General features: G+C 46.7%; 19 protein-coding genes. 10 read left to right on the forward strand and 9 right to left on the reverse strand.

Translation table 11 applies throughout. From position 1 onward, the window contains the following. Window positions 1-114: 114 nt before the first annotated feature. On the reverse strand, window positions 115-1,623 hold the full coding sequence (gene glpK, locus ASG93_RS10050) for a glycerol kinase GlpK (protein ID WP_056831417.1): 1,509 nt from the start codon (window positions 1,621-1,623) through the stop codon (window positions 115-117). 18 nt (window positions 1,624-1,641) lie between these two features. After that, complete coding sequence (locus ASG93_RS10055) at window positions 1,642-2,205, reverse strand: glycerol-3-phosphate responsive antiterminator (protein WP_056831419.1); 564 nt, start codon at window positions 2,203-2,205, stop codon at window positions 1,642-1,644. 376 nt (window positions 2,206-2,581) lie between these two features. On the opposite strand from ASG93_RS10055, the gene ASG93_RS10060 reads away from it, so the two are divergent. After that, complete coding sequence (locus tag ASG93_RS10060; RefSeq protein ID WP_082614825.1) at window positions 2,582-3,310, forward strand: DNA-3-methyladenine glycosylase family protein; 729 nt, start codon at window positions 2,582-2,584, stop codon at window positions 3,308-3,310. Between the two features lie 137 nt (window positions 3,311-3,447). Here the strand turns inward: ASG93_RS10060 and ASG93_RS10065 are convergent, their stop codons facing one another. Both ASG93_RS10065 and ASG93_RS10070 read right to left on the reverse strand, forming a co-directional pair. Further along, window positions 3,448-4,017 carry a TetR/AcrR family transcriptional regulator gene (locus ASG93_RS10065; protein WP_056831421.1) on the reverse strand — a complete coding sequence of 190 codons (570 nt, stop codon included), beginning with the start codon at window positions 4,015-4,017 and terminating at the stop codon, window positions 3,448-3,450. Between the two features lie 21 nt (window positions 4,018-4,038). After that, window positions 4,039-4,764 (reverse strand): MBL fold metallo-hydrolase, encoded by a 726-nt coding sequence (locus tag ASG93_RS10070; protein ID WP_056831422.1) that lies wholly within the window; start codon window positions 4,762-4,764, stop codon window positions 4,039-4,041. Window positions 4,765-4,922: 158 nt separating this feature from the next. Here ASG93_RS10070 and ASG93_RS10075 point away from each other — a divergent pair, with 158 nt between their 5' ends. The 4 genes from ASG93_RS10075 to ASG93_RS10090 all read left to right on the forward strand — a co-directional run bounded on the left by ASG93_RS10075 (window position 4,923) and on the right by ASG93_RS10090 (window position 7,487). Continuing rightward, window positions 4,923-5,999 (forward strand): M42 family metallopeptidase, encoded by a 1,077-nt coding sequence (locus tag ASG93_RS10075; RefSeq protein WP_056831424.1) that lies wholly within the window; start codon window positions 4,923-4,925, stop codon window positions 5,997-5,999. Between the two features lie 221 nt (window positions 6,000-6,220). After that, window positions 6,221-6,658 (forward strand): GNAT family N-acetyltransferase, encoded by a 438-nt coding sequence (locus tag ASG93_RS10080; RefSeq protein WP_056831426.1) that lies wholly within the window; start codon window positions 6,221-6,223, stop codon window positions 6,656-6,658. A gap of 37 nt (window positions 6,659-6,695) precedes the next feature. Then, a complete protein-coding gene (locus ASG93_RS10085; RefSeq protein WP_235550802.1) occupies window positions 6,696-7,079 on the forward strand; it encodes a DUF2500 domain-containing protein in 384 nt (127 codons plus the stop codon). Between the two features lie 21 nt (window positions 7,080-7,100). After that, window positions 7,101-7,487, forward strand: a complete 387-nt coding sequence (locus ASG93_RS10090; RefSeq protein WP_056831427.1) for an MmcQ/YjbR family DNA-binding protein — start codon at window positions 7,101-7,103, stop codon at window positions 7,485-7,487. Window positions 7,488-8,552: 1,065 nt separating this feature from the next. On the opposite strand, the gene ASG93_RS10095 is transcribed toward ASG93_RS10090, so the two are convergent. The 3 genes from ASG93_RS10095 to ASG93_RS10105 all read right to left on the reverse strand — a co-directional run bounded on the left by ASG93_RS10095 (window position 8,553) and on the right by ASG93_RS10105 (window position 11,992). After that, window positions 8,553-9,632, reverse strand: coding sequence for a sensor histidine kinase (locus tag ASG93_RS10095; protein WP_235550807.1), 1,080 nt, complete (start codon window positions 9,630-9,632; stop codon window positions 8,553-8,555). Between the two features lie 2 nt (window positions 9,633-9,634). Further along, a complete protein-coding gene (locus tag ASG93_RS10100) occupies window positions 9,635-10,312 on the reverse strand; it encodes a response regulator transcription factor (protein WP_056831431.1) in 678 nt (225 codons plus the stop codon). An 87-nt stretch (window positions 10,313-10,399) separates the two neighbouring features. Beyond that, window positions 10,400-11,992, reverse strand: coding sequence for an MDR family MFS transporter (locus ASG93_RS10105; RefSeq protein ID WP_056831433.1), 1,593 nt, complete (start codon window positions 11,990-11,992; stop codon window positions 10,400-10,402). A gap of 164 nt (window positions 11,993-12,156) precedes the next feature. Between ASG93_RS10105 and ASG93_RS10110 the strand changes: the two genes are divergently transcribed. Together ASG93_RS10110 and ASG93_RS10115 are read left to right on the forward strand one after the other, a co-directional pair. Next, window positions 12,157-12,642, forward strand: coding sequence for a hypothetical protein (locus ASG93_RS10110; protein WP_056831434.1), 486 nt, complete (start codon window positions 12,157-12,159; stop codon window positions 12,640-12,642). 22 nt (window positions 12,643-12,664) lie between these two features. Then, entirely contained in the window at window positions 12,665-13,189 is a 525-nt protein-coding gene (locus ASG93_RS10115; protein ID WP_056831437.1) for an AAA family ATPase, read from the forward strand. A 34-nt stretch (window positions 13,190-13,223) separates the two neighbouring features. Here the strand turns inward: ASG93_RS10115 and ASG93_RS10120 are convergent, their stop codons facing one another. Then, the gene (locus ASG93_RS10120; protein ID WP_056831439.1) at window positions 13,224-13,874 is read right to left on the reverse strand and encodes a DUF2306 domain-containing protein; all 651 of its coding nucleotides are present in this window, start codon (window positions 13,872-13,874) and stop codon (window positions 13,224-13,226) included. A gap of 100 nt (window positions 13,875-13,974) precedes the next feature. Beyond that, window positions 13,975-14,514 carry a PadR family transcriptional regulator gene (locus ASG93_RS10125; RefSeq protein ID WP_056831443.1) on the reverse strand — a complete coding sequence of 180 codons (540 nt, stop codon included), beginning with the start codon at window positions 14,512-14,514 and terminating at the stop codon, window positions 13,975-13,977. A 118-nt stretch (window positions 14,515-14,632) separates the two neighbouring features. On the opposite strand from ASG93_RS10125, the gene ASG93_RS10130 reads away from it, so the two are divergent. The 3 genes from ASG93_RS10130 to ASG93_RS36275 all read left to right on the forward strand — a co-directional run. After that, complete coding sequence (locus ASG93_RS10130) at window positions 14,633-16,117, forward strand: DHA2 family efflux MFS transporter permease subunit (protein ID WP_235550803.1); 1,485 nt, start codon at window positions 14,633-14,635, stop codon at window positions 16,115-16,117. Between the two features lie 182 nt (window positions 16,118-16,299). Beyond that, complete coding sequence (locus ASG93_RS10135; protein WP_056831444.1) at window positions 16,300-16,785, forward strand: PepSY-associated TM helix domain-containing protein; 486 nt, start codon at window positions 16,300-16,302, stop codon at window positions 16,783-16,785. A 331-nt stretch (window positions 16,786-17,116) separates the two neighbouring features. Beyond that, window positions 17,117-17,324 (forward strand): hypothetical protein (locus ASG93_RS36275; RefSeq protein WP_235550804.1); only part of this gene is annotated, 208 nt, incomplete at its 3' end.

Consider the following 17,324-nt stretch of genomic DNA (forward strand, 5'->3'; position numbering starts at 1 on the left):
GGATATAAAATAAAAACCACAACATACCTAATACGTTTACACGTATAGGCCGCTGTGGCTTCTCCTAGTCTCCAACCGAATATTAACTTGTTATTAGTATACCATTGCTCACGCTTATTTAAAAGCCATTGCGGCATTTACAGCTTTTTTCCAACCGGCATACAGATTCTCTTGAAGCTCAGCTTCCATTTCTCGTTCAAAAGCCTCATCCACCTGCCACTGCGCCGCGATCTCTGCTTGATCTTTCCAAAAACCAACAGCCAAACCCGCCAGAAAAGCCGCGCCAAGCGCTGTCGTCTCACTAATCAACGGACGTTCCACCGTGACACCCAGCATGTCGCTTTGGAACTGCATCAGGAAGTCGTTCTTTACAGCACCACCATCCACTCGCAGCTTCGTGAGCTGAATGCCGGAATCGTCCTCCATCGCTTGCAGCACATCCTTCGTCTGATAAGCGAGTGATTCGAGCGTTGCCCGAATGAAATGCTCCTTCGACGTCCCCCGAGTAAGCCCGAATACCGCGCCTCGAACGTCGCTGTCCCAATAAGGCGTACCTAGTCCGACAAATGCCGGTACCACATACACTCCATCCGTCGAAGCGACTCGCTTCGCGTATTCTTCACTATCCTTCGCCGATTTAATCATCCGCAGACCGTCCCGCAGCCACTGAATCGCCGATCCCGCCACGAAAATACTGCCTTCCAGCGCATACTCCACTTTCCCGTTCAATCCCCAAGCAATGGTAGTCAAAAGTCCGCTGCGCGACGGAATCGCGTGATTGCCCGTATTCATCAGCATAAAACAGCCTGTGCCATACGTGTTTTTGGCCATCCCTTTTTCAAAACAAGCTTGCCCGAACAGAGCCGCCTGCTGATCCCCTGCCGCACCTGCAATTGGAATCGCCGAACCGAATAAGAGGCTTTCCTGCGTATAACCATACACCTCAGAAGAGGAGCGGACCTCCGGCAGCATGGAAGCTGGAATGTCCAAATGCCCGAGCAGCTCTTTATCCCACTTCAGCTCGTGAATGTTATAAATGAGTGTACGCGAAGCGTTTGAATAGTCCGTCACATGCGCTTTCCCGCCCGTTAGCTTCCAGATCAGCCACGTATCCATCGTGCCAAAAAGCAAATCCCCACGTTCCGCTTTCTCTCTGGCACCGTCAACGTGATCGAGAATCCATTTGATTTTGGTCCCCGAAAAATACGCATCAATCAACAGGCCCGTACGCTTCCGAAACAGGTCGCTAAGCCCCTGCTCTTTCAGCGCTTCACAAATATCTGCCGTCTGCCGCGACTGCCACACAATCGCATGATACACAGGCATCCCTGTATGCCGATCCCAGACAACCGCGGTTTCCCGTTGGTTCGTGATGCCAATTCCTGCGATCTCTTCAGGCTGCACCCCAGACTCCGATAAAACCGCCGCAATGACGCCCTGAATCGACAGCCAAATTTCGTTCGCATCATGCTCCACCCAACCCGGCTTTGGAAAATACTGCTTAAATTCCTTCTGGGCTGTATGCACAATACTTCCTTTTTGATTAAATAAAATAGCTCTAGAGCTGGTTGTTCCCTGATCGAGGGAAAGAATATAAGAAAGTTTTGTCCCCGTAATCGCCATTGCTTTGCCTCCAAATGTTCAGGATCGTTGATGATAGTGCTGCCACAGCTCTGTATTTGACGAAGTGACTGCCGTTGCTCCAGCTCCTAGCGCAAGCTCCACGTCCTCTACTGTACGAATGAGCCCTCCTGCAAAAATCGGAATGCCCGAACGCTCCTTCACTTCCTTGATAATGTGCGGAATAATACCGGGAAGCACCTCAATGAAATCAGGCTTTGTCCTCTCCAAAAGCGTGTAGCTTTTATCCAAGGCACTGCTGTCTAGGAGAAAAAGCCGCTGAATGGCGATCAAGCCATTCTGTTTCGTCTTCGTAATCACATTCCCCCGCGTCGAAATAATACCGGCAGGACGAATATTCTGACACAGAAATTCCGCCGCATAATCGTCGTTCTTGAGCCCTTCAATTAAGTCAGCGTGCAGCAGCAGCTTCTTTCCGTTTGCTTTGCCCAGATCCACAATGCTTTTCAACTGCCCAATATGACTGTCCAACAGAACAATATACGTATAGTTTGATTTAAAAAGCTTCTCTAGCTCTCTCATTTTGCGAATGGCCGGTAAGATACGCTGCTCTTGCAAAGACATAACCTCGCCCCCGTTTCTTGAAAATGAACATCTGTATCTATAAAACTTATACTTCTTATCTACGCAAAAAAACTCACCAAGTATTGCCAATGATATTCAATGGGCAATCCAAGTGAGTCTCCTGTTCTCCGTCACATGTTATTAACTTACCTTCATTGTACTGATGCGAGTACGTCATGTCAATGACAATGATCATCCAGCTAGCTAGGTCGACAATGCCTTACGCACGGCTAAAATATACTTCGATTATACTAAAAGTGCGTACAATTGGGATAAACTTGACTATCACGAATGAAATTATTTCACAAATTTCACTAGGCCTAACTGCCTGTTAACCATTATGATGGAAATACTGAACCTAAAGGGGTTTTTCGCCATGGAAACTGCGGAGTTCGAGGAGTCAAGCCAATCTATCCAACCTGAGGTATCTACAATTCTGTTGAATAAAGAGCACTCAGCAATAAAGACCCTATCCCAAGCAGATAGCAAGCTAGCTAGTCTCATTGAACTGATAGGTGATCTTACACTCACACCTAGCCACAAACCCTTTGAGTCGCTCGTGATGTCGATTATTTCCCAACAACTCTCTGCAAAAGCGGCCGCAACAATTAAAGCCAGAGTAAAGCTCATTATACCGGACGTCACACCTGAGCTTGTGCTCGCTGTAGAAGAGGAGGCCATCAGGCAATGCGGGGTCTCCTATCCCAAAATCCGCTACATCCGGGATCTCAGCACTAAGGTGATATCCGGCGAAGTGACACTCAACCGTCTTCAAGATTTGGACAACGCAGAGCTGCTCAAACAGCTCACAAGTGTCAAAGGCATCGGTGCCTGGACGGCGGAAATGTTCCTGATTTTCACATTAGGCAGAACCGATGTCATGTCGATTGGCGATGCCGGCCTCCAGCGTGCGGCCAAATGGCTGCATTCCCTTGCCGATCGCAAGGATGGTAACTACTTAGGCGAAATCGCACCGAACTGGGCGCCTTATCGCAGCTTAGCCTCGTTATATTTATGGCGTGCGATTGATATGGGCTATGTGGATTCAGGCCTGCAGGTGGAAGCTTGCACGAAACCTAATTTGGAGCAGGCTACAACAGGTTGAGGTAGATGTATTGTTACACAAAATATAACTTGGACTATCGAGTACTCGGGGATTTTCAATTGGCGGGTACCCAACATGTGGGGATGCCCAACTGCTAGATGCAAATTAAAGCAGCCCGAATTGATGCATGTCTAGGTTCATTTCACCGCTACTCGTAATCCTCTTAAATAAGTTTGAAGTAAACGCCGCAAGCTCTCGTCTCTTTCTAGCTCCATTCGGAAGCCGTTTCTATGCTCGAGTGAGGCAAAGCCATGCACCATGCTCCGAAATCCGCGTACCACGTGCAGCGCATCTTCTTCACTAAGTCCATAAGGAGCTAAAATACGCAGTATGAAGAGGACAACTTGGCTGCCTGCCTCTTGTAACTCAGGATCCTCGTAGTCAGGCAATGAGGAGATCGCATCGTACAATCCCGGTTGTTTCCTAGCGAACATGACGTAAGCGAAGCCTGCTGCCAGCAGCGCGTCATCTTCGGCTTTGCCAATAACCGCCTCGACCATTGCTTCTTTAATGAGTACGAGACCGCGCCGCGAAAGCTGCTTTCTGAGATCAGGCAAGCCTTTGATATGATTGTATAGTGACGGTGTTTTTATGTTTAATTTAGTGGCTAATGCGGCTAGTGTCAGCTGCTCGACACCTTGTAAATCTGCCAATTCAATTGCTGCTTGGAGCACAGTTTCTGCGTCTAACCCCTGTCTGTAGGCCATGAAAGTTCCTCTTCTCTGTCTCTAAATTGTCGCTGCATCTGTATGAAACTTTTTGGATGCTTCTTCTAAAATGCGATCCATGGTTGGAATCGGCTGCTCAATCATCCGTCCGTGTCCGACGGCCAGAAGGCTCGGCTCTAGCTTTCTCAGCTTGCGTGCGCTCTTGAGCGACACTTCTTTATTCCACGTCGCCATCGCCGGGAACGGAAACCAGAATTTTATCACACCCGAGACCGCTGCACCGCCGCGAACTTGAAAAGCATCCCCAGCAATCAATGCCCGACTACGCACATCTAGGAAAGCCATCATCCCTGGCGTATGCCCAGGAGCTGATACAGCTTGCAGCGATCCTACACGGTCGCCATCTTCCAGCAGTACGTCCGGCTTCGTCTGCACAGACTTAGGAACATCTCCCTTAATCGTCGAATTCGGTTCGCCAACTTCTAATTCTTTGCTGCCCGCCAGCAGCTTGGCATCTCTTCTTGAGATATAGACTTTAACATTTGGCAGCGCCTTTTTCAAACCGTCAAGTGCCCCAATATGATCTCCATGTGCATGTGTAAGGACGATGCGAGTGATCGGCTTCCCTATCTGTTCTGCCGCTTGAAGAATGCCTTTGACACTGAACGGCAGCGCTGCATCAATAAGCGTTAATTCATTCTCTTCCTCCATCAAATAACAATTTACCGGAAAAAATCTCGGCATAAAAGCCAGTTGATACAAAGAACCGATACGTGTCATTTTCATAAAAACGCCTCCTGTTTACTATTTATATTAGTATAATAACTAATATCATTAGTTTTGTAAAGAGGGGGAATTGCCTTCAATCCATTTTTTTCTCCATTATGGTAAAATAGATCTCATATTTGTACATAAGCCTATTACGATAAAGTGAGGAACCCCACATGAATACTGAAACGTTAGAGCTTTTTCGGACGCTGACTGAAATGCAAGCAGCGCCCGGTTTTGAACGAGAAATCCGCAAGTTTGTTCGCGGTGAATTGGAGAAATATACAGACGAGTTCGTTCAGGATGGACTCGGCAGCTTGTTCGGTATTCTGCGCGGCGACGAAACAGGCCCTAAGATCATGGTGGCCGGCCATTTCGACGAGGTCGGCTTCCTTGTGAGCGGCATCACGGAGCATGGCACAATCAAGTTCCAGCCGCTCGGCGGCTGGTTCAGCCAAGTACTGCCCGCGCAACGCGTGCAGATCATGACGGATCAAGGGCCGATCATCGGTGTGATCGGCTCGGTGCCCGTGCACTTGCTGGACGAAGCGGCACGCAGCAAGCCTGCAGACATCAAGACGATGTACGTGGACATCGGCGCTGAAGATAAAGCCGATGCGCAGCGCATCGGCGTTCGTCTCGGGCAGCAGATTGTTCCCATCTGCCCGTTCACACCCCTGGCCAATCCGAAGCGGATTATGGCCAAGGCTTGGGACAATCGCTACGGCGTCGGCCTGGCGATTGAGCTCTTGAAGGAGCTTCACGGCGGGCCGAAGCTCCCGAATATCCTGTACGCCGGTGCAACCGTACAGGAAGAGGTTGGCGTGCGCGGCGGACGCACGGCTGCGAATCTCATCCAGCCGGACTTGTTCTACGCGCTGGATGCCAGCGCCGCCGGGGATATGACCGGCGACCGCAATGCCTTTGGGCAGCTAGGGCGCGGTGCGCTGCTGCGTATCTTTGATCCCACGATGATCACCCACCGTGGGATGGTCGAGTTCATTCTTGATACGGCGGAGACGCATAAGATTCCGTATCAGTACTTCATCTCGGCAGGCGGGACAGACGCCGGACAGGTCCACGTGCAAGGCAGCGGCATTCCCTCTGCCGTCATCGGCGTCTGCGCGCGCTACATTCATACATCCGCGTCCATTCTTCACGTGGATGATTACGCCGCCGCGAAGGAACTGCTGATCAAACTCGTGCAAGCGAGCGATCGCACAACATTGAATTCGATCCACGCTCAAGCGTAATCGTATAATTTTTAAGCATTTTAAGTAAGTTTTAGCCAAGTGGTTGAGCAGAATGTATTTCCTGCTCAACTGCTTTTTTTGTATTTCTAGATTGCTATTTTCCTTCGCAAATCGTAGATGAAGTGAGATTGAAAAAGGAAATCTTCAAGCAAATATAGAACCCATGTTCCAATATATGGTATAATTAGCAGAATCATTGGATTATAGAAAGAAGGACGACTATGACGTACACCATTCGTGAGGCTACATCCCAAGATACCAAACAAATTAGCAGCTTTGTTTCCGAGCGTACCGGCAAGGCTATTTCACCATTGCACATTGAAAATAGGCTGCATTTTATGCGTGAGAACCCGGATGAATCCCTCTATGTTTATGAGGAGAAGAATGAAATTCTCGGTACATTAGGCTTTCGCATTCGCCGTGGTGCCGATATGATTTTGAAATTCAGTGAAATCTCCGTCATTTCTGTTGATGAAACGAATTGCCGCCAAGCGGCCGCAGATAAATTAAAAAGCTATGCCGAGCAGTTAACCAGTAAGCACGCCTGCTCCGGTATGTGGTGGATCACCGGATCAGAGAAGAACGACGAGTCACGGGCCGCCAAGGAATCATTAGGCTTTCATGAAACGGGTTACCGATTCGTTAAACGATTTCTCTAGAAAATCGGGAATATGTTTACACTAAGGAGTGAAAGACATGTCATCTGGGTTTAACATGGGGCCTTTCCCTAATGGAAGCGGCGGAAATCTTTTTCTAATTATCTTTACGAGTGTATTCGTTCTCGTCATTGGCACTTTTATCATTTTGATTATTAAATCACTTCTGACATGGTCATCCAATAATGCCTCCCCCATCCAAAGCCGAAACTGTAAGGTCGTAGCCAAAAGAATGCATGTAAGCGGTGGTTCTGGAGATTCAAGTGCAAGTACGAGCTACTATGCCACCTTTGAATTTGAAGACCGAAGCAGGCTCGAGTTATGGGTAGGACGGGAGAAGTTTGGTTATATCGCAGAGGGAGACCAGGGAACACTAATATATCAAGGCACAAGGTTCAAGGAATTCTCTCGTCCTCTATTTTAAAATTCATAAGGAGTGCTTCATATGACACATCAGTTTGTGAGCGTAAAGGGCTTAGAATTGGTCGCCAAAGTTAGATCTTTCTGCATGGAACTGCCGGAAGTTGAAGAAAAAGTGGATGGCTTTGGTCACATCACCTTCCGTGTGAAAGATAAACCCTTCGTGATGATGGGCGAGACGGACGGACAACCATCTACAGCTATCAAAACAAACCTGACAACACAAGAGTTCCTCCTTCAGCAAGAGGATACCCCCTACCACAAAACGCCCTACATTGGACAGCATGGTTGGGTATCGATTCTAGATACAGACAAGGTTCCTTGGACGGAAATCGAAGACCTGATGATGGAAGGCTATGCCCGAACGGCTCCAAAAAAGCTCCTCAGCCAGCTGCAAGCAACTCGGAAATAAGTGCATGCAGCAGCCCGACTTTAACGATGAAATACATGCTTGCGAAATGAAGAATTCACATTAGAGCACCGACTAATTAGAATGAAGTTAGTTGGATCGTATTGCGGTTGGAGTAATAGATTTTGGCAGACAATTTGGCAGAGCGCGGAAAATCAGACTACATGCATTTTGTGCATCAAAATTACGCGTTGAACGATTGTTTGGAGGGATTTACTGCAAAATGTGCAGGTAATTTCCCCCAAATTGGTCCAAAAGGGCTGTTTCAGTGAAATTTGATGCAGGAAATGCAGCAAATTGAATCGCAAAGCCTAACTGAAGCGAAATTAACTGCATGTTATACATCAAATGCTGTTCGAGCAATCCATTAAAGTGTCGCGCACTAATGGAAGGTAGTTGTTGATACCTCCCACTCAAGAGGAATACTGATTATGTTGAACAGTTCCTGCAAGCAATAGAAATCAGCATTAACCCAGCATCACCTCACTCTTTCCAGGAGCAGTTCCCTCGTGACATCAACCCTCACAAAGTCAGTCCCACCCCGGGTTTTCCGGTTAACTTAGCGCCCATAAACAAGAATTCAGGATTTCGCCTAAAAAACAAAGTATACGGAAGGAATTCAACGAATAACCTAAATTTGTCGGTAAAAATAGGAATTTATCGAATAATCTGAATATTTACAATATTTTAATAATAGGCTATAGTAATAACAGGCCCACTTGAAGGACAAGCCGCACAGACGGTACGGCACCCTGATAGGAGCCAGGATATTCTCAACTAAGGAAGGGGATAGTCCAATGGACCACGTTAGCGAAACATGCCCACTTTTACTTCAAAACGACGGAAGAAAAGGTGCGGGAACGGTCTACGTTCATGGGGCATGTGGGAATCCAACACGGTAAATGTGAATAGCGTTTATTCGAGGAAAGGATCCGTTCATAAGTAAAGTCGTAATTTGCAACGTTAGTTGATTGATTGGAGTTGTGTAGGTACAATTGAATACCATTATTAATCCTTAGGGACCTCCGGTTATCATAGATAAGCGGGGGTCTCTATTTGCGTTCACTCCTACTTTGGCAGCGGGAGTCGAACCGTAAATGTGGTCTTCTCTTCCGGCGCACTGACGACGGAAATAGTTCCCTGATGCATTTCGGTAATTTTCTTCACGATAGACAGGCCAAGTCCATTGCCGCCAGACGTTCGATTCCTGGATTTATCCGCTTTATAAAAACGTTCAAAAATATGCGCTTGATCCTCCTCCGAAATGCCCGCCCCATTATTCGAAATTCGGATAATTACATCTTCATTGCTGCTTGTGAGATGAACGCCGATCGTTCCGCCATTAGGTGTGAACTTGATTGCGTTATGAATCAGATTGGTCCATACCTGGCTCAGCAGGTCTTCGTCAGCAACTAGTGTAATCTCTTCCAGTTCAACATCCATCTCTATGTCTTTATCCACCCACTGCGGTTCACAGGCCAGAATATGATTGCGAATTTGCCTATCCAGCCGGTAACTTTTCGGCTCAAATGGGTGTTGCTGCGATTCTAACGATGATAGCTTCAGTAAGTTATCGCTAAGCTTGGATAGCCGTGTACTCTCAGCTTCAATGATTTCTAGATAATGTTTACGTTCTGCAGATGTAATCTGTTCATTTTGTAGAGCGCGAGAGAAGCCGCTAATTGAGGTCAGTGGCGACTGAATTTCGTGGGATACGTTGGAGATGAATTCCTGCCGCATTTTCTCTAACTGCCCTAATTCAACGGCCATGTTATTGATCGAATCCACCAGCTCCACGAAAGGACCACCATGTGGATTATTATCAACGGATACGTTGAAATCTCCTCTAGACATACTTTGAATCGCCTGGATCATCGTTTTAAAGAAGAGCATTTGCTTACTGCGAAAAAATCTGCCAATGAAGGCCATGGTTAATCCCCAAAGAAACATGCCGCCAAGCGAATTGATCAATTGGACAAAGACCACGGGAGGGCGCTTGTTGATAGACGTATATAGCCATTCTGTTCCGTAAAAGGCTCCCAACCAATAAAGAATAATAAGCAAAAAAATGCTTACAGAAAACAAAAAGCCACGTACCCGCTGAGCTTTTGTCAATTTACTCTCCACTAACCTCTTTCGTTTCTTGATTCTCATGTTCGCAGCACCTCCATCCGATAACCTAACCCGCGAATGGTCACGATTCGAAAAGCATGCCGCTCCTCGGGAAACCGCTCGCGGAGCCGATTAATATGCACATCTACGGTACGTTCGTTGCCTTCGTAATCGAAGCCCCAAATCTGCTCGATCAACTGGTCACGCGAGAAGGTTTTGCCTGGGTAGCTCGCCAACTTGTAGAGCAGCTCAAATTCTTTGAGCGGTAAGGTGACGCTTTCGGAGCCTACGGTTATTTCGTAGGTTTTGCGGTTCATGCTCAGGTCGCCGACCTGAACTGTTTGGGATGAAGCAATTTTGTAACGCTTCAGCAGCGCCTTCACTCGCATCGCCAGCTCCATAGGCTCGAATGGCTTGACGAGGTAGTCGTCAGTGCCCAGCTCGAAGCCTTTGACCTTTTGCGAGGTTTCGCCTTTGGCGGTGAGCATGAGCAGAGGAATATCGTAATGCTCCCTCAGCTCTTTGCACAGCTCCCACCCGTCCATATTCGGCATCATGATATCCATGATCACCATGTCGACTTGGACGGTTTCGAGTTGTTTGAGCGCATCAGCGCCGTCAGAGGCTTCGATGACATCGAAGCCTTCTTTCAGCATGAAGACGCGGACCAACTCGCGTATATAAGGATCATCATCTACGATCATAATGGGTGCCATATTGTAGCCTCACTTCTTAAGTCTTGTTTCTTTTTATTAAATCTTGATCCATTCTTTATTCCTTCTAGCATACAACAGCAAACTAATTTAGACGAATTCAGATTGCTGAAGCACTGAGTCTTTATTCGGACGCACATCGTTATCGATGGGCTTTGTCTCTTGCGGCAGCATCCTTGCCTTTCCTAAGAAGAAAGTGATGATAACTCCAGCAAAAACAATGAGACTCCCTGCCAAGAATATGCCGCTCAAGCCATGAACAAACACCTGCTGCAGCTCTGCCAAAATGTCGGCAGGCAGCTTCGCTCGCGCATTCGTATCCAAAAGCACCTGTGGATTCGCAAACTTTCCCAGCTGCTCTGCAGGGATTTGGCGGAACTTTTCGCCCATACCGGCAAGGCCTTCTGCCATTCGATTCGTCATCATGACCCCCATGATGCTCACACCCACCGTTGCCCCGATGGAACGGAAAAACTGAACGAGCGATGTTACGATACCGCGACTAGTTGCCCCAACTTCCCCTTGCACCGCAATGTTTAGCGTTGGCATAATGAGCCCCATCCCGAGCCCTGCCACGATCATATAGAGGATGATGAGAAGTTTCGAAGTACCTGCATCCATGGTCGACATGAAGGTGAAACCAATACCTATGAGAATCATCCCCGTACCTATTAAGGTCCGATAGGAAACTTTGCTCGACATCCTTCCGCCAATAATGGCTGATGCCACAACGGATAACATAAGAGGTGTCAAGATATAACCAGCAATCGACGGGCTAACACCGATGACGCCTTGGACGAATAAAGGAATGTAAGTAATTGCCCCGAACATGCCTACACTCATCAAAACAGCAATCATGCTGGTGACGGAAATGACTTTATTTTTGAACAAATGCAGGGGGATCATTGGCTCTTTGGCTTTGGTTTCAACCCAGAGGAACAGCCCCAGAAGTATGGCACACGCTGAGAAAAGACCGATAATTTGCGGAGAACCCCACGCATAATGCAGGCTTCCCGCTGACTCCGGATCGCCCCCTAGGACCAGACCGAGCAAACCCGAAACAATAGCTCCGCTTAATGTGAGTGCACCTAACCAATCTATGGAACGTTTCTCGTTGGTACGGCTTTCTTTAAGTGCTGAACCGATAATCACCATCGCTGCAATACCAAACGGAAGATTCACATAGAAAATCCAGCTCCAGTTCAAATGTTCCACGATAAAACCGCCGATCGCTGGCCCAATAATGCTAGATAAAGCCATGACTCCGCCGAACAAACCTTGCATTTTTCCACGTTTCTCTACGGGCATAATATCGCCAATAATCGTCATGGCAATTGGCATTAATGCACCAGCGCCAATACCCTGCAGTCCGCGGTAGATGATTAGCTCCGTCATGTTCGTCGCCAGCCCGCAAAGCGCAGAGCCTATTACGAAAATCCCAATCCCTACGAGGTAAATACGCTTCCTGCCATACAGATCTGCTAATTTCCCAAAGATGGGCATACTCGTTGTCGAGGTTAACATGTAGATGGAGAACACCCAGCTATACATTGCTATCCCGCCTAGATCTCGAATAACCGTTGGCATCGCCGTCGAAATGATCGTCTGATCCAGGGCTCCCAGCAGCATCCCTAGCATTAGTCCTACTATAATCCACGTTACTTTCTTTGGTTCACTACTCATTGATAATCGCTCCTTTGCCATTTCTTTCGAATGAAATTAGCATAAGGGACATTTATAAACTGAATTTAAACCAGAGTGAGCAATTTATTATGTAAGGGCTTTTATTGGAAATATTTTTGTGATACATTTTGGGGAAAAGGAACGATTTGGGGGTACATATCTTTATGGCCAATTCTACATATGCAGATTTCAAAACGCTTTCCACCAGTGATGAAGAAATAGCGTTTCAAAATGCAATCCTCTCCGAGGGATACTCCGGATTCCGCCGACTGTTAGATGGCATGACGGAGGAGATCAAAAGAGCCGGAGATGCTGACATCGAAGGCATTGAGATGACCATCGCCAAAGCAAGCCGTCTGTTCCCAGAGCCTGTTAACTTCAGCCCCTCGTGGGAATGCATTTGGCCTGAACTTAATGCTACCTTAGCAGCGAAAAAGCATGTCTTATCTGCCATATCGCACCCAGAACGCAAAGGCGAGTGGCAGGTTATTATGGATAACCCTCAAGTCGTACAAGAGGTTGTTTGCTACCCTGGCCTGGAATTCCATGACGCCGCCTATCTGTACGCCTACTTCCGGCCTCAGTTGGAAAAGTCCGAGTATATCCGGCTGCAAAAGATTCAAACGGTCATTCAAGAGGTTGGCGGTTGATCTAGCCATTAGGAGGAATACCATGATCATCATGATTAATGGAGCTTTTGGAGCAGGAAAGACGTCAGCCGCCAATGGGCTGCTCCCTTTCGTCCCAAACAGCATGATTTTTGACCCGGAAGAGATCGGTTATATGCTTAGAAAGCTAGTTCCTGTTGAGGATCGGCTCGTCCATGAGCGAACGGATGATTTTCAAGATTTGGAGATGTGGAAGGTTCTCACGGTCAAAGCCGCCGCGGAATTGAAATCGACGTACAACAAGCATCTCATCGTACCGATGACGATTTATAAACGTCAAAATTTCCACTATATCTATGATGGATTCAAAGGAATAGACAAGGATATCTTTCATTTCTGCCTTAGCGCTTCCGCGGATACACTGAATAGACGTTTAACCAAACGCGGCGATGAGCCGGGGGGATGGCAATTTCAGCAAGTGGACAAGTGTGTGGCCGCCTTAAAGGACCCTGTTTTTGAGGATCATATTAGGACGGATGAATTGCAAACAGAAGATATTATTCGTATTATTTTAGAAAAAATATCTTAACAATACCTGCCTACGCCGAACTTCAAAATGGGGGTTATCTTAATGGTCGTTTACCTTTCCGAGGCCTCAACAGGAACCATTCCACAACAATAAGATTAACAAGCAAACCGATCCAGATGTTAATTTCTAAAATGTCAGCGACCATTTGCTCACGGCCGCCCGCGGGAAGATGGAACCCCTGCATAGCGAGATACAGCAAAATACAAATCGGGACAACCAATCTTGCTGTTGTGGCGACGAGTGTAACGGCGTAGCTGCGAATCATCCAGACACGATGCTCGTCAAATTGCCTTCGGACAGTGTAGCGAAAGCCTTTCCATGTTGTAAATAACCAAATTAGACTCAGCACAAGAAATGCCATGGCCTTCGTAAAGCTTTCGATGTACAAGGTCATAACGAGTCCCAAGAGACCGCCAATCATCACGCTGACGACATACACACGGCCCAAAGCCCTATGCCATGCCGGATAGTTAGTCCGGAAGCGCCTATGTAATTGAAACAAACCACTAAAAAGCGCAACGAACGCGAATCCAATATGGAGAACAAGTACCGTATAGTGTAGGGAAAATGCCGCATTTAACTTAACTCGGCTATCGACCGGATTCAAGGTGATATAGGGAAATATCGCGGCAATTGCTACGCCTATGATAATGATCACAAAGAAAATTCCTAGCTTTTTACTCATATGCAGCCTCCGTTTAAGTTCATCACTCCTTCTGCTATCTTAACTCACTAGTCTAAAACCTTGCTAAATGAATCCTTAAATATATCTAAACTCGTTACTTTTATTTCAGCTTAGACTTCATCCATTCACACCAGACCAAGTCTGCATCTGCTTTCAGCGTTGCTTTCTGGATCAGGACATAGAGCCCGAATAGCGGATCATGGATCTCCAGTTCCTCGAGCGGTTTCGCACTATCCTGTTTAATTCGTTCAAAAGATTGTGCAAACCGCTCTTTCTTCTTCTGGTAATATACTTCACGCTCATGAAGTACCTTCCGTGCTTGTTCTTTATCTACAAGGCCAATGCAGAAAACTTTCAATGCCAACTCATCCTTGACGACGGGTTCATCTGTAGGCTGTGCAATCCATTTCTTAAGTGCCTCCCTGCCATTATCTGTTAAGGAATATACCTTTTTATCCGGTTTATCCGACTGAGGAACATGCACAAATTCAACGTACCCCTTCTGTTCTAATTGGGCGAGGAGAGGGTAGATTTGACTATGCTTCGCTTGCCAAAACGGCTGAATGTTCTGCATTAATTCGTAGCCTGTTCGGGAATTTCTGGTTAAAAGGCTTAGTAAGCCATATGAAAGGGTATTCATAGCCTCTCCTTCGTTATGTCATTATTGACATATCCATTCATTTGGTAGTATGATAATTTTCATTCAAATTATAGAGAATACTACGGATAAGATCAATGGATAGAGTGGAGGCATTGCTTTGAGTAAAGATGAGTTACAGCAGGTTCGTTTTTGGCCGATCATGATTGCTATTTTCTTCGGGTCGTTCGTTGCGATCCTGAGTATGAGTACGATTAATATTGCAATACCGATTTTAAGTGAACATTTTCATTCTGATTTAAGCAAAATTCAATGGACGATTACAGGCTTCATGCTCGCTAGCGGTACGATCGCCCCCATTACAGGCTATTTGGGTGAGCGGTTCAGCTATAAACTTCTGTATGCCGCGGCACTCTCGGGCTTTACGTTGTTTTCCTTCTTATGCGCGGTCGCTTGGGACGCTCCTTCTCTCATTGCCTTCCGTATTGCGCAAGGCGCCTTCAGCGGACTCATCATGCCGGCGACCATGACCATTGTGTACCAAGTTATACCACGGGATAAACAGCCGATTGCGATTTCCCTTTGGTCCCTGTCTGCCATGATGGCTCCTGCCATTGGACCTACCTTAGCCGGATGGCTTTTGCAAAATTGGAGCTGGCATTGGTTGTTCCTCATGAACGTGCCTGTCGGTATTATTGCGATTCTTCTCGTATTTAAATTGATTCCTTACTATCGTCTTTCTGTACCGAAAAAGTTTGATTTGCTTGGCTTATTAACCGTCATCGTAAGCAGTCTTTCCTTACTCATCGCTTTCTCTCAAGGTCATGCTTGGGGATGGACGTCAGGAAAAGTGATTGGATTATTTGCGACTGGTATTCTCGTTCTTCTTCTCTTCATCTGGAGAGAGCTGCGCGTAGAAACGCCGCTGTTGAATATTCGCGTATTATCTAATTCACGTTATACACTTACACTAATTATTTCTAGTATTGTTACGATTAGTTTGTACTCAGGTACTTTTTTGACTCCTATATTCCTGCAAAATATTCAGCACGTTACGCCGCTTGATACCGGCTTAATCCTGCTTCCTGCCTCTCTTGTGATGGCATTAAGCATGCCAATTGTGGGCAAACTATATAGTATCGTAGGTCCGCGTATTCTCATTTTCATCGGTATTTCCTTAATCGCTACCGGGACATTAACCCTTAGCTGGCTAAGTGTCGATGTATCTCGTGGTTATATCGTGTTCTGGATGATCGTGCGGAACCTCGGGATCGCCTTCGCTACTATGCCATCGAGCAACGCGGGGATGGAGCAAATTCCGAGAACGTTGTCTGGTCATGCGACTTCGATCAGCAACTGGGTACGCAACGTGTTCGGTTCCTTTGCTATTGCCCTGTTCACTTCTGTCCTTTCAACTCAAACAGCAACCCATGCCAAGGATTTAGCCAGCAGCGGTTTGAAGGATAAGGTTGTGATCGGGATGCAGTCATTCACAATGAGTGTGAATGATGTTTACTTGCTAGCTACATTCATCGTGCTAGCCGCGCTGCCGCTAAGCTTGTTCATTGGTAAGCAGACGGCTCCTACGGAGAAGTCTACTGCTGCTCCAACTCCCGTCGTTGTTCAACCCAAAACAGCTGAATAAGAAGGCCTGTGGCTGACACAGACTGCCAACCAACATATTGAAAAACCTACTGTATGCAACATGCATCAGTAGGTTTTTGCGTTAATTACACTCAGCAATCCCTCAGCTAGGCCTCAGATTTTTTTCAGGATAAGCCTCTATACTTACACCTATACCAACAAATTTGGAAAAGGTGGGTTCACATGAAAAGAACACGTCAACTGCATTTATGGATTGGCCTGATTTGCTCGGTTTTTATTTTGCTCCAATCGGTTACGGGGCTTCTCTTATCCGAGAAGTGGCTGATAGGCTCGGCAGAAACAGAAATGCGACCTCCTGGGGCCATGTCTCAGGGTATGACCGGAAATAGTGATGGTGCTGCTCCATCCAATCAAGCCTCCAATTCCATGATTTCTCCAGCCGCAGGCGATCAAGGAACATCAGGAGCTATGCAGAGAAGTAGAGCTGCTCTTAACGGCCCCGGTCCCGGTCAGGAAGGTGCTAACAGCCTGACGGGGTTCATCAAGGGACTTCATGAGGGGAAAATCGGCAGTACGAATGTGACATGGCTTGTCGATATAGCGGCAATTAGTATGATCTTCCTGACGATTACGGGCATTTTTTTATCGATCAAGACACTTCGTGCACAAGGTATTTCAAGGAAGAAACGCCGGGCTTTAGAAGCCTGAGACCAAAAACCTAAAACAGAACAAATAAGCGCGAAAAACGCGCTTATTCTGGAGCGTCAAACAAAATCAACCTTCGGGTGATGAAGCGCAACCTCTTATCCCCCACTTTATGCAAACCTTATCCACAGACTGCGAAAATCATAATTTCCTATACGAAAAAGCAAAAAAAAGAGAGGGCAAGTGTAATCTTGCCTTCTCATTTTTTGTTTTCTATCGATGGCAAAAATAGCCGCATGCTCCGGAAATGAATTTTCAGGGCATGCGGCGTGTACTTCACGACCTGATAAATGGATAATTTACTTAAAGTTAAGCAAAATTACAATAGGTTTTTTTGAAAGAAGCTCTACCTTATGAGCTAGCGTCTGATCGCGGCAGATCTGACGACCTTGAGCACAATTTTTGTGCGCTAGCGTCTGGTGGCGACAGATCTGACGACCTTGAGCACAATTTTTATACGAAAATGTGGTTTAATGATGGGTTTGCACGTTTTTGGCACAAAAAGACCCACCCCCCGAAAATTTCTTTCGAAAATTTTTTAA

It is taken from the genome of Paenibacillus sp. Soil787, from assembly GCF_001429545.1.
GTDB lineage: Bacteria > Bacillota > Bacilli > Paenibacillales > NBRC-103111 > Paenibacillus_E.

Excerpts from the sequence above, each read along its gene's own strand:
- ASG93_RS10115 (WP_056831437.1), top strand. The coding sequence starts at position 12,665 with ATGATCATCATGATTAATGGAGCTTTTGGAGCAGGAAAGACGTCAGCC.
- ASG93_RS10085 (WP_235550802.1), top strand. The coding sequence starts at position 6,696 with ATGTCATCTGGGTTTAACATGGGGCCTTTCCCTAATGGAAGCGGCGGA.
- ASG93_RS10065 (WP_056831421.1), bottom strand. The coding sequence starts at position 4,017 with ATGGCCTACAGACAGGGGTTAGACGCAGAAACTGTGCTCCAAGCAGCA.
- ASG93_RS10120 (WP_056831439.1), bottom strand. The coding sequence starts at position 13,874 with ATGAGTAAAAAGCTAGGAATTTTCTTTGTGATCATTATCATAGGCGTA.
- ASG93_RS10080 (WP_056831426.1), top strand. The coding sequence starts at position 6,221 with ATGACGTACACCATTCGTGAGGCTACATCCCAAGATACCAAACAAATT.
- ASG93_RS10090 (WP_056831427.1), top strand. The coding sequence starts at position 7,101 with ATGACACATCAGTTTGTGAGCGTAAAGGGCTTAGAATTGGTCGCCAAA.
- ASG93_RS10070 (WP_056831422.1), bottom strand. The coding sequence starts at position 4,764 with ATGAAAATGACACGTATCGGTTCTTTGTATCAACTGGCTTTTATGCCG.
- ASG93_RS10125 (WP_056831443.1), bottom strand. The coding sequence starts at position 14,514 with ATGAATACCCTTTCATATGGCTTACTAAGCCTTTTAACCAGAAATTCC.
- ASG93_RS10110 (WP_056831434.1), top strand. The coding sequence starts at position 12,157 with ATGGCCAATTCTACATATGCAGATTTCAAAACGCTTTCCACCAGTGAT.
- ASG93_RS10135 (WP_056831444.1), top strand. The coding sequence starts at position 16,300 with ATGAAAAGAACACGTCAACTGCATTTATGGATTGGCCTGATTTGCTCG.
- ASG93_RS10075 (WP_056831424.1), top strand. The coding sequence starts at position 4,923 with ATGAATACTGAAACGTTAGAGCTTTTTCGGACGCTGACTGAAATGCAA.
- ASG93_RS10100 (WP_056831431.1), bottom strand. The coding sequence starts at position 10,312 with ATGGCACCCATTATGATCGTAGATGATGATCCTTATATACGCGAGTTG.
- ASG93_RS10055 (WP_056831419.1), bottom strand. The coding sequence starts at position 2,205 with ATGTCTTTGCAAGAGCAGCGTATCTTACCGGCCATTCGCAAAATGAGA.
- ASG93_RS10060 (WP_082614825.1), top strand. The coding sequence starts at position 2,582 with ATGGAAACTGCGGAGTTCGAGGAGTCAAGCCAATCTATCCAACCTGAG.
- glpK (WP_056831417.1), bottom strand. The coding sequence starts at position 1,623 with ATGGCGATTACGGGGACAAAACTTTCTTATATTCTTTCCCTCGATCAG.
- ASG93_RS10105 (WP_056831433.1), bottom strand. The coding sequence starts at position 11,992 with ATGAGTAGTGAACCAAAGAAAGTAACGTGGATTATAGTAGGACTAATG.